9 protein-coding genes are annotated in these 11,580 nt (G+C 36.6%); all 9 read left to right on the top strand.

Annotation, left to right across the window (positions count from 1 at the left end; all coding sequences use genetic code 11):
- Positions 1-4 precede the first annotated feature (4 nt).
- The gene (locus VOI17_RS14270; protein ID WP_323757901.1) at positions 5-715 is read left to right on the top strand and encodes a hypothetical protein; all 711 of its coding nucleotides are present in this window, start codon (positions 5-7) and stop codon (positions 713-715) included.
- Positions 712-1,647 (top strand): methionyl-tRNA formyltransferase, encoded by a 936-nt coding sequence (locus VOI17_RS14275; RefSeq protein ID WP_323757902.1) that lies wholly within the window; start codon positions 712-714, stop codon positions 1,645-1,647. The genes VOI17_RS14270 and VOI17_RS14275 overlap by 4 nt, the downstream gene beginning before the upstream one ends.
- 149 nt (positions 1,648-1,796) lie before the next feature.
- The gene (locus VOI17_RS14280; RefSeq protein ID WP_323757903.1) at positions 1,797-3,029 is read left to right on the top strand and encodes a glycosyltransferase; all 1,233 of its coding nucleotides are present in this window, start codon (positions 1,797-1,799) and stop codon (positions 3,027-3,029) included.
- Positions 3,030-3,181: 152 nt separating this feature from the next.
- A complete protein-coding gene (locus tag VOI17_RS14285; RefSeq protein WP_323757904.1) occupies positions 3,182-4,054 on the top strand; it encodes an NAD-dependent epimerase/dehydratase family protein in 873 nt (290 codons plus the stop codon).
- A gap of 240 nt (positions 4,055-4,294) precedes the next feature.
- Complete coding sequence (locus tag VOI17_RS14290) at positions 4,295-5,395, top strand: hypothetical protein (protein ID WP_323757905.1); 1,101 nt, start codon at positions 4,295-4,297, stop codon at positions 5,393-5,395.
- A 189-nt stretch (positions 5,396-5,584) separates the two neighbouring features.
- Positions 5,585-6,865, top strand: a complete 1,281-nt coding sequence (locus VOI17_RS14295) for a hypothetical protein (RefSeq protein ID WP_323757906.1) — start codon at positions 5,585-5,587, stop codon at positions 6,863-6,865.
- Between the two features lie 174 nt (positions 6,866-7,039).
- Positions 7,040-8,275 (top strand): glycosyltransferase, encoded by a 1,236-nt coding sequence (locus tag VOI17_RS14300; RefSeq protein ID WP_323757907.1) that lies wholly within the window; start codon positions 7,040-7,042, stop codon positions 8,273-8,275.
- Between the two features lie 116 nt (positions 8,276-8,391).
- Positions 8,392-10,320 carry an asparagine synthase (glutamine-hydrolyzing) gene (gene asnB / locus VOI17_RS14305; protein WP_323757908.1) on the top strand — a complete coding sequence of 643 codons (1,929 nt, stop codon included), beginning with the start codon at positions 8,392-8,394 and terminating at the stop codon, positions 10,318-10,320.
- 21 nt (positions 10,321-10,341) lie between these two features.
- Positions 10,342-11,505 carry a glycosyltransferase gene (locus tag VOI17_RS14310; RefSeq protein ID WP_323757909.1) on the top strand — a complete coding sequence of 388 codons (1,164 nt, stop codon included), beginning with the start codon at positions 10,342-10,344 and terminating at the stop codon, positions 11,503-11,505.
- The last annotated feature ends 75 nt before the right edge of the window (positions 11,506-11,580 follow it).

Here is an 11,580-nt window from a genome sequence, read left to right on the forward strand (position 1 = left end):
GAATGTGAATTGTTTTACTATTGATGTGGACTGGGCTCCTGAAGAGGTGATTCAGGATACGCTTGATTTATTTAAGAAATACGATGTGCCTTGTACTATTTTCACGACACATAAGTCAGAGGTATTGGACAATTGTGATCGTGATTTATTTGAAATTGGTTTGCACCCAAATTTCAATCAGATTCTACAGGGAAAAGGAGGGAATGTTGAAGACGTAATGTCTAATTTAAAGGAGATGTACCCAGAGGCAAAAGGTGCTAGGTCTCATAGCCTTACTCAAAGCGGGTATATTCTTGAGATGTACAGAAAATTTGGAATCACTTATGAGGTAAACCACTTTTTACCATACCATCAAGGGATTAAACCATTTGTTTTATGGAATGGCTTATGTAGAATTCCATTTAACTGGGAGGATGATTATCATTTCGCATTAGATTATCCATTTGATGATAGCAAGATAGACTTAATGGACAAGCGATTAAATATTTTTAATTTCCATCCCATTCATATCTATTTGAACTCAGAAAACAATGATCGTTTTTCCAAAATAAAACATGATCAACAGAATATGGGATTGTTAAAAACGGTACAGAATATAGGAGAAGTTTTAGGGACTAGAGATATTTTGATTGCCTTGTTAGAGCATGTTTCACTGAATGGCTTAATGTCCTCGAAACTATACGATGTTAGTTTACAATTTGGAGGGAAAAAATGAAGGTAGCTCTGATTGGGAGAACAAAAGTATTGCTTGATACAGGTAAGTTACTGCAGAGTAAAGGATTTGAAATAGCTTATATTATTACCTCCAAGGAGGCTCCAGAATACGAAGTAGGGTCGGATGATTTTAAAGCTTTTGCAGATGAACTAAATTGTCCATTTCTGCATGATCCCGCAATTTCAAAAGACAAAATATTGAAGCTATCAACTTCGAATGATGTAGCCATTGCCATTAGTATTAATTACAGTGGTGTTATATCAAAAGAGGTTACGGATTTATTTCCATTAGGGATCCTCAATGCCCATGGTGGAGATCTACCTCGTTATCGAGGTAACGCTTGTCAAGCATGGGCCATCATCAATGGAGAAAAGGAAATTGGATTGTGTATTCACAGAATGATTGGAGATGAGCTTGATTCAGGAGATATTCTATTAAAGAAGCTTTACCCAATAGATATTGATACTCGAGTTGGGGAGGTATATCAGTGGTTTGAAAAAGACATACCAAGGATGTTTCTCAAGGTGGCGGAGAAACTGAAAGTAGAACCTCAGTTTGTTTTAGAGGCCCAAAGCAAAAATTCTTTGATGGCTTTAAGGTGTTATCCCAGAAGACCAGAAGACGGAAGAATTGACTGGAATAATCGAGCGGAAGATATTATCAGGCTAATTAATGCTTCATCTGAGCCATTCAGTGGGGCGTTTTGCTATGATAATAAAGGCCAAAAAATTACTATTTGGAGAGCTTCCGTTTATGTTGATCGCGAAAATTTCAGCGCGATCCCTGGACAAATAGCAACAGTAGATTCTAACACAGAAGACATAGTCGTGATCACTGGAGAGGGAAAAATTTTGGTAAAGGAAATCGACATTGATGGTCAAAGGGTTAAGCCTGCCACAAGATTTAAAAGTGTAAGGTTAAGACTAGTATAATCATGTCCATATTTAACAGAGTTTATAATAGTGTTAGATATAGAGTGTATCATAATATTCGGTCTAGAATATTGAAAATAATGAATAGTAAGCATATGGAATATGCGTTTTATTATTATTATAGATACTTTGTCTTTACTGCAATCACTTTGACCAAGGATCAAAAGCCAAGGGTTTTATTTGGTCCCTGTCCAATTATAAATAACAAATATTGGGCTAATGCTTTGAAGTTTAAGGGGTATAAAGCTGACTCAATAGCATATGGAGTTCCTACAAATAATACTAAGAAGGATTTTGATTTGCTGATTGAGGATCTGTTTCCAATTAACGGAGAGCCTAATAATTGGAAGCTTACTCGACAGAAGCTTAGGGTATTTAATTTTATAATCAAGGAGTACGATATTTTTGTAATGGCCTTCCGATTCAATTTTTTTGACGGCACCGTATTTTTTAATAGAGAGGCATCTCTGATGAAAAAATACGGAAAAAAAGTGGTCATTATTCCCTACGGGAGCGATTTCTACAAGTATTCTAAAATTATAGATCAAAGCCTTAAACATAACTTAATGATCAATATGCCGGCAGAGGTGTTCAATGAGAAAGCAATAATAGAAAAAGTGGACTATTGGACGATCTATGCAGACTTCATGATAATGGGTGTTATGGTAGACGATGCCTCGAGGTGGGATATTCTTCCAGTTAGTCCATTATGTATTGATGTAGACCTGTGGAAGCGAGGTACTGAATTGAGAAAGGCTGACGGTGTTAATGAGGCTGTAACAATCGTTCATTCACCAAATCACCGAGGATTCAAGGGAACAGAGTTTATTCTTCAGGCTGTTCAGGAATTAAAGGATGAAGGGCTCAAAATTGACTTTGTACTTTTAGAAAAAGTTCCGAATGAAGTTGTACGAAATACTCTTACTACTACAGCAGATATTCTGGTAGAACAGATTATTTTTACTGGCTATGGGTTAAGTGGTGTGGAAGGCATGGCTTCAGGTATACCGGTAATGTCCAACTGGGAGCATAAGGATATTTCCACATTATTTAGACGTTATTCATACCTCAATGAGTGCCCTATTGTATCTACTTCTCCAGAAACGATTAAAGAGAACTTGAGGAAGCTTATTACCAATCCCAGTCTTAGAAAACATTTGGGGGATGCGGGTAGGGAGTACGTTGAGAAGTACAATTCTTATAAAGCTTTCAGTGCACTATTTGGCGAAATTGAAAGGAAGATTTGGTGGGAAGACCCAGAGAGTGATCCGATGAATTTTTTCAATTCAACCAACCAAAAATCATATAATCACAAATATCCTATTATCAGGCATCCATTAAAACAAAACAGAATTCCTGATAAGCTTGAATTAAAATATTGAGTATTGAGTAGAGCTTAAATAATAATAAATTGTACGGTTGGGTATTTAACTGTTTTAAGAGAAAAGTGTTATCAGAAAGTACTCTCTTTACGAAGGGTAATAGGCTTTTGCAATAAAAGACACATTAGAATTTAGAAGATTAAAATATGGTCATGAAGAAACTTAAATTATTGATAACAGGCGCTAATGGCTTACTTGGACAAAATACATTAAGGGCATTAAATGGTGACTATGAAATTCATGCTTTGGTTCATAGGTTACCTTCAGCCCCGATTGATAATGTTCACTATTATGAGCGAGATTTTAATTCTGATTGGTCAACAAATGACTTGCCCTCCGATGTATTTGCGGTAATTCACCTCGCACAGTCAGAACTTTTTCGTGAATTTCCTGAGCATGCTTTAGCTGTTTTCAATGTAAATGTTACCTCAACGGTTAAGCTTTTGGACTATGCCAGACGCGCAAATGCAAAGAAGTTTGTTTTTACATCAACAGGTGGCATTTATGATACTAGTGTAGGTATGGTGAATGAAAATTCTCCAATCAATACATTTGGACAGTTAGGGAATTATTTTGCTACCAAAATTTGTAGTGAAATACTCACGCATAATTATACTGACTATTTCGATGTTTCAATTCTTAGACTTTTCTTTATGTACGGAAAAGAGCAAAAACGATCTATGCTCATCCCAAGGCTAGTTGATAATGTTAAGAATGGTAATCCAATTACATTAACAGCCGGTGGGGGGATAGTGATTAACCCTATTCATGTTAGCGATGTTGTAGAAGTCCTTTCAAATCTTTTATTAAATAATGATGGGAGTTACACATATAACGTGGCAGGTCCGGAAGCCTTAAATTTGGAAAAAATAGTAAAAATAATTGGCGCTAAGGTTGGTAAGGATCCTATCATCAAGAACATAGATAAGAAAACTGATGATTGCATTGCAGAAATTGAGTTTTTGAAGTCAAGGCTTTATGTTCCTAAACATAAAATAGAGGACAAAATTGACGAGTTACTCTAGCATTATTTAGTATTCGTAACTTCAAATAATTTCATCCCTTTGCAAGAGTCAATAGCAAGTCAATCAGGACCTAGGCGTTCAATACTAAGAAGAGGTATTTCATTTTTATTGAGAAATGGGATTAGGGTTAGCCTTAATTTCATTGAATGGGTATTTGCCTTACCGTATCTCTACTTAAGGTGCTATTTTATTGGTAAGAGTAATAACAAGCCCATAGACATTGGTTTAGGGCCTGAGCCATTGATAAACAATATTTATCATAAAAAGGCACTTTTGGCGCAAGGTTTTTCTGTCGAGACCTTTGTTAATGAAACATATTTTATAACGGATGATTTTGATTACCGAGATTTTGAGGTAAATGAAAAAAGAAATTGGTTGGGTAAGTATTTTGCTAAATATCTATTTTTTCTTCGTACAGTTTCTACTTATAAATGTGTTTATATCTATTTTAATGGAGGTCCCTTTTATGGAGAACAAAGACTTAGACGACACGAACCTAAACTATTTAAACTTTCAAAGACAAAGGTGGTTGTTATGCCTTATGGAGGTGATGTAAGCATCCTCAGGGATTTCCCTAACCTTCCTTATAAACATGCCTTAGATTCTGACTATCCAGAATTTTATAAGCACATGCCTTCAGTAGAAGAGCAAGTAAGAAGATGGACAATTCATGCGGACCATGTGATTAGTGGGTGCGATTGGGTCGACTTTACCTATCATTGGGACACTTTAACTTTAGCCCATTTTTCGATAGATATAGCGAAGTTTTCTCCGTACCGGAAAAATCTAGAATTTTATAGACGAGAGTACACTTTAGACAATCCCTTGAAAATATTACATGCCCCCAACCATAAGGCAACCAAAGGGTCAAGTTTTTTCATAAAGGCTGTAGAGGAACTAAAGTCAGAAGGATATCCAGTGGAATTAGTTTTGCTTCAAGGAAAACCTAATACTGAGGTTTTAGAAGCAATGTCTAAGGTGGATGTTGTAGCCGATCAGTTAATTGTAGGTTGGTATGCTATGTTTTCAATGGAGGCAATGTCTATGGGAAAACCAGTTATTTGTTACCTTAGAAAGGATTTAATAGAATTATATTTGAGTTCTGGTAACCTAGCTTCTCTAGAAGAGTTACCCCATATAAATTCACATTTTTTGGAGGTCAAACAGAACCTGCTGGGAATATTAAAAGGTGATATTTCATTGGAGGAGCGAAGCGTTAAAGGGATTAAGTTTGTTGAGAAATATCATTCACTCGAATACATAGGCAAGGTTTTTCATAAGGTTAATAGTAGTATAAATATTCAACCGAGTAACAGAAAAGGTTTGTCAGTTCCATTATAGTGGGCTTCGCCTAATTCTAAATATCAAGTTCTAAAGGACCTTTTTTTAAAGACCAAAATTTCATCATGCTAGAACCTAAATTCTGTTTGATATACAATTGCCTATCTCTTCATTAATTTATGAATTATAGCCAATCTAGGAATGATAATGAGTGCCCATTGTTTATTAATGGGGTTACTGCATAGTAAAATGGAGAAGTTTCTGATCAATGTTGCCTTTCACTACTTCCTTACAAAAAGAGTAAAAGGAAAGCAAATAAGTAATCGTCCACGTTTGATCTGGGGAGTTACTCCTATTCTCAACTTCAAGTACTGGAATGATGCTATGAAGGCGATCGGATATTCATCTGAATCCTTCATGTCAGGGTATTACGGTTCTATCAATAAAAGGTCTGATTTTGACTTCTATTTTGACCAAGTGCCAGTTCCTTTTTTTTTGAAGGTAGTCAGGAAATTACTTCCTCGCTATCGGAGTTTGGCACGAATACATCTCCTCTTCTTTATTGCAAGTAAATCGGATATCATTCATACTACATATGATGGTCTCATATGGGCAGATACGAAATTCTGGCGAGAGGAGCTAGAGTTCTATAGGAAGGCGCAACTGAAGTTTGTAGTCTTGCCATATGGGTCAGACTATCAGATGTATTCCAAACTGTATAATAAGTCTTGGCATCATGCCTTGCTGATGAACTATCCTGAGGGTGTAAAAAGGGAAAAAGTGATAAGGGAAAAAATAGATTATTTTGTAGAACATGCTGATTGTATCATGGCTGGCTTTCAATTTGATCAGATCGCACGTTGGGATATTCTTCCATATGCTGTTTATCCTATGAATACAGATCTCTGGAAACCCAAAATAAAATATAATAATGCCGATGGGAAAAATGGTGCGGTGAAAGTATATCACACTCCCAATCATCGTGGAGCGAAAGGGACTGAGTTTCTGGTCAAAGCGGTTGAGGAACTACAGGCAGAAGGCTTGCTGGTAGAATTGTGTTTGCTAGAGAAGATGCAAAATGATAAAGTTAGGGAGATACTTTTTTTAGATGCGGATATATTGGTCGAACAGCTGATCCTAGGATTTGCCCTCAGCGCACTGGAAGGGATGGCGACAGGGCTTCCTGTTATTTCAAATTTGGAAGAGGATGAAAATCAGATTAAAGTGTTTAGACGATTTTCATACTTAAATGAATGTCCAATTTTCAGCTCCAACCCCGAAAAGATCAAATCCTCCTTACGAAGGCTGATCACTCAACCGGAGCTGAGAAAGCAATTAGGTGAATCTGGAGTGAAGTACGTGGAGAAATATCATTCTTATAAAGCGATGGGAGAAATATTTGGGGCGATCTATGATAGAATATGGTACGGTAAAGAGGTTGACTTACTTAACTTTTTCAATCCGAATGATAAAGAATCATTTAACAATCGATATCCTTTTATTGAGCATCCTTTGCAACGTAAGGACTAAAAATGACCTATAAAACTGAAACGGTCTTAATTTGAACTTAAGAAGGTATTATTCATAGCACAAGGAGCTTGCGTTTTTACCTCAATAAAGTAGAGGCTGTTTACCTCAGGTCGGAATCTGTGTGGTATTTCTAGATAATATTTAAAAAATGACAACATCGTTAAGAAGTAGTAGATGAAGGTTTTTATCGGATTAAACAATATAGCCTCGGTATTTTCTGACTTAAAGAATGGATTTTCGGATCTTGGGATAGATACGTTTATTGTCTCAAGATATATCTCCTCATCGGTTATCATTCACGATTACGCAGACTTTAATACGGCTAAAGTAAAAGATAGCCTTCCTACTTTAAAGCCTAGGATTCTAAATTCGTTGGTAAGGAAAGTATGGGGTAAATTGGTTGACGCCTACATTTTCAGGAAGGCTGTCAAGGAGTGCGATGTTTTCGTGTTTATTTCGTCTAGTTTTAGAGAGGACTTCGCTGATCTTGAGTATTTGAAGCGAAAAGGAAAAAAGATTGTATGTGTTTTTGTTGGTGATGACGTACGTTGGTTTTTTGCTATGGAACAGGAGTTTAAAAAACATGGCTTGGCTCCAATAGAATACGATATTGATGGGTTGAAAACACAGGTGGCATTGAAAGAACGCTTAACAAGAATCAGAACATGCGAACGCTATTCAGATTTTATTTTTAGTAGGCTAGATCAGGGGCAGTTACAGTTAAGACCATATTATCGTTGGAACATGATGGTCAATGCTAAGCAGATTAATGAGAATAGAGCCCAAAGAAAGGTTAGACCTATAGTGGCCCATGCCCCTAGTGACAGGTCTATTAAAGGAACAAAATATGTGCTTAGGGCTATCGAAGAGTTGAAGAATGAGGGCTATGATTTTGCAGTTAAACTCATAGAGAATGTGCCCAATGAAAAAGCGGTGGAACTGTATTCCGATGTGGATATTGTGATTGACCAACTTCTATGCCCGGGTACAGGGAAGTTAGCTACCGAAGCACTTGCCAGTGGTGCAGTTGTAATGGCAAATATGTCTTATGATAATTATCCTCAGAAAAACCCAGCAGATTGCCCAATCGTAGATGTGAACCCTTCCACAATTAAAGAAGAATTGGCCTCACTTATCAATGATTATGAGAGGAGGAGTGAACTGGCAGCAAGAGGTAGAGCATATGTAGATAAATACCTTGACATTCGAATATTTTGTAAAAAGGTAATCAACCTCATTGAAGGCCAACCCATTCAGTATGATTATATTCCTTCATTTTTCAGAAACGACTATACCCCTATTTCTGAAGATGAAAAGGAGCTTTTGAATCAATGGAATGCATGTATTCAAAACGAAGAGTGGTATGGGGAGTTTGTAGCAGATGGGGAGAGAGAAGGACTTAAGTTTTAATTCCTCTAAAATTGAATAAATGATTGTGATTCAGTGTAAAGAGAATACATCTGGCCAGCATCGAAAGTCTCAAATGGTGTACAAATGAATAAGTTAAAAAAAATAGTGGCAGGAGTATGTGTGGCATAATAGGAGCAATTGATTCTAATGGAGAAGGCTTAATAGATAAAGTTTCCTTTGCTAATAATAGCCTATCTCATAGAGGTCCTGATGGTAAAGGTATAAAATCGTTTAAGCCTAGAGATAAAAGTATAGTCTTTGCACATTCGCGTCTTTCCATTATTGACCTTTCTGATTTAGGGCATCAGCCAATGAGTTCTGCTGACGGCAGGTATTGGATAACATTCAATGGGGAGATTTACAATTATAAAGAGTTAAGGGAAGAGTTAGTTGCATTAGGCTATGAATTTGTCTCTCATACCGATACTGAAGTTTTAATATACTGTTGGGCAGAGTGGGGAAGCCATTGTATTAAGCGTCTAAATGGGATGTTTGCTTTTGTTATTTATGATGTAGAGAGAAAAAAAATCTACTGTGTCAGAGATGCTTTTGGTATTAAACCGTTCTTCTTTATTCACTCAGAGGAAAAATTTTATTTTTCCTCTGAAGTACCGCCATTACTAACGATGATGGATAAAAAGTTAGAATTAAACCAACAATCTGTAATAAACTACCTTATTAAAGGGGGGTATGATATTGGAAAAGATACTTTTTTAAAAGAGGTTAACGCTTTGGAACCGGGCACTTATTTGACCCTAGATATTTCTGATAAGTTAGTTCTGAAAAAAGAGAGATGGTGGAGGCCAAGTATTGTTGAAAACAACACTATTTCATTTAATGAGGCAAAAGATAAATTAAGACGCTTATTTCTTGAAAGTGTTCGTGTACACATGAGGAGCGATGTCCCGATTGGAGCTGCCTTGTCCGGAGGAATTGATTCATCTGCAATAGTTTGTGCTATGCGCTATTTGGAGCCCGATATGCCTATACATACATTTAGTTATCTGGCACAGGATGCTGGGCTAAATGAAGAAAAATGGGTTGATATAGTTAATGAACATGTAAATGCAATTCCTCACAAAATAAAATTAGACTCTAAAGAGTTAGCTAGCGATATTAACGACTTGACGAAGGCACAAGGCGAACCATTTGGTAGCACTAGTATTTACGCACAGTATAGAGTTTTCAAACAGGCCAAAGAGTCTGGCGTCACGGTGTTGCTTGAAGGACAGGGGGCCGATGAATTATTAGCAGGTTACATGGGGTATCCTGTACATGCTTCTATGAGTTATGTGGATAAGAATCAATATGCTAAGCTAATTAAATTCTTGAAGTCATGGTCAAAGGTAACGGGCCGATCAATTAAGCCCGTTTTGAAGTCTTTATCTTCAGAAGTTGCCAAACACATTCTTATAAAGACAAGGTTGTATGGACTGAGGGAGAGGTATAGAAAAGAACCTATTTTGTCTGTCCCAGACTGGTTGTTAGTCGACATCAACTCAGTCAATAATACTTCAAAAGCTGACAATAGCTCAGATGAGGTGATTTACGGTAGAAGACTCGTAGCCGAATTGAGAAGGTCGGTAATGGGGCAAAATGAAATGGGGTTAAATTCACTATTAAGACATGGTGATAGGAATTCCATGAAATGGAGTGTTGAAGGGAGAGTACCATTTCTTACAACTGAAATTGCCGAGTTTTTACTCTCATTGCCTGAAGAATATCTTTTGTCCAAAGAAGGTACGACAAAGTATATTTTTAGGGAAGCCATGAGAGGAATTGTCCCAGATGAAATTTTAGATAGATCGGATAAAATAGGATTTGCAACCCCCGAAAAGGAATGGATAAGTGATATAAACAACGACATAACTGATTGGGTCAAAAATACCTCGAACATCCCTTTCTTGGATGGAATTAAAATTCAAGAGGAATTAAAGGAGTCCCTAAATGGATCAAAGCCTTTTAGTTGGATGACTTGGAGAATAATTAATTTTTGTAATTGGTTAGCAATTAACAAAACTCATATTGAAACAAAGCTTAATTGACTCATCAGTTTAATAAATAAAATGGCTAAGAAAAGAGTATTTTCAGTAGTGTTTAATGATTTAAGGAATGATAATAGAGTGCTTAACCAAGCTTTCTCATTAGCTTCTGAAGGCTATGATGTCACGCTAATGGGTATCCAAAGAAAGACATCATTACCAACTGAGGAGCAATTGAATGGGGTCAAAATCATTCGGAAGCGAATGATGAATAATACGATAGAGCGCATTAAATATGTACGTGCGGTATACTTTATTCTATTTGTGTGGTTGCAGTTCTTTAGACAAGCAAGAGTTAAATATGACATCATTCATTGTCATGACTTGAACACGTTGCAGTTTGGTGTTCTCATGAAGTTCATCAAGCTTGGCAAGGTTAAGTTGATTTATGATGCGCATGAATATGAAACCCAAAGGAATGGTCTTCACGGTTTAAAATGGACATATGTAAAGCTAAAAGAGCGGCTCTTAATTAGGTTTTGTGATCGTGTTATTACCGTGGGGCCTACAATTGCAGATGAATATGTACGCTTATATGGAATTGAAAAACCAGTTGTAATTCTAAACTGTCCAATTCTCAGGTCAGAAGAAGTGATCAAAAAGAATTTATTCAGGGAGCAATTCGGTATTCCTGCCTCAAAGAAAATTTTTTTATACCAGGGCTATTTATATCCAGGGCGAGGGATAGAGGTAATACTTGAGGCTTTTGATCAACTCAATTTAGCAGATGGTGTTTTGGTTTTCATGGGTGAGGGAACGCTTACAGATGAGATAAAGAAGCATAAGAAATATGGTGAATCAGTATTTGTTCATCCCTTTGTGTTGGGAGATGTGCTATTAGGGTATACATCTTCGGCAGATTGTGGAATTGCGTTTATAGAGGACATTTCTTTGTCGGATCGTTACTGTTTGCCAAATAAGCTATTCGAATACATTGCTGCGGGTCTTCCTGTGATCAGCTCTGGCTTACCAGACTTGAAGAAATTTATCAATACCTATAAGGTAGGAACAGCGGCAGACTCGAATAATGTGGAAGGTTTTATTCAGGCATTTAACAATCTTCCAAACCTTGATTCACCCGAATTAGCCAGACATATACTTAATACGAGAGCTTTGTTCAATTGGGGTACACAAGAAAAAATACTTTTCGAACTTTATAAAAGTTTTGAGGACAAAAATCAACTATAAAATATCAAGAGACCATTGTTAATGGCAATATCATCAACTACATGGTTTACTAATTCCATAATTAGACTAACTTCG

The sequence above is a fragment of the Roseivirga sp. genome (assembly GCF_034669765.1).
In the GTDB taxonomy this organism is placed as follows: Bacteria; Bacteroidota; Bacteroidia; order Cytophagales; family Cyclobacteriaceae; genus Roseivirga.